Consider the following 482-nt stretch of genomic DNA (forward strand, 5'->3'; position numbering starts at 1 on the left):
TCAGTAATAGGAACTGTGACAGTTTTGCTAGTTTCATTGGCAGTAAAGCTGATGGTTTGAGTGGTGGCGGTGAAATCAGAACCGCCTGTAGCTGTACCGTTACCAAGTTGGACATCTATATTAGATGTACCCGATGTATCCCCAGTACGATTAATCGTGACGGCAACACCTACCACTGTGCCATTTTCGTTGACTTGATAGTTCGCTTGCGAAAAGGCAACCGTGGCGGGACTGTCATTATCAACAATTGTCAGATTGGCAGTATTTTGACTACCTATGTTTGTCCCAGCACTAGGATTAACTAACGTGAGATTTAGATTTTCGTTCCCTTCAAATAAACTATCGTCAGTAATAGGAACTGTGACAGTTTTGCTAGTTTCATTGGCAGTAAAGCTGATGGTTTGAGTGGTGGCGGTGAAATCTGTGCCGCCTGTTGCTGTGCCATTAGCAAGTTGTACATCTATATCAGATGTGCCTGTGGT

1 protein-coding gene is annotated in these 482 nt (G+C 43.8%); it reads right to left on the reverse strand.

Annotated features, from left to right (window positions below; all coding sequences use genetic code 11):
- Positions 1 to 482, reverse strand: a 482-nt coding sequence (locus LAY57_RS18260) for a Calx-beta domain-containing protein (protein WP_275994144.1), incomplete at both ends; no start/stop codon positions are given.

Source organism: Argonema antarcticum A004/B2 (genome assembly GCF_023333585.1).
GTDB lineage: Bacteria > Cyanobacteriota > Cyanobacteriia > Cyanobacteriales > Aerosakkonemataceae > Argonema > Argonema antarcticum.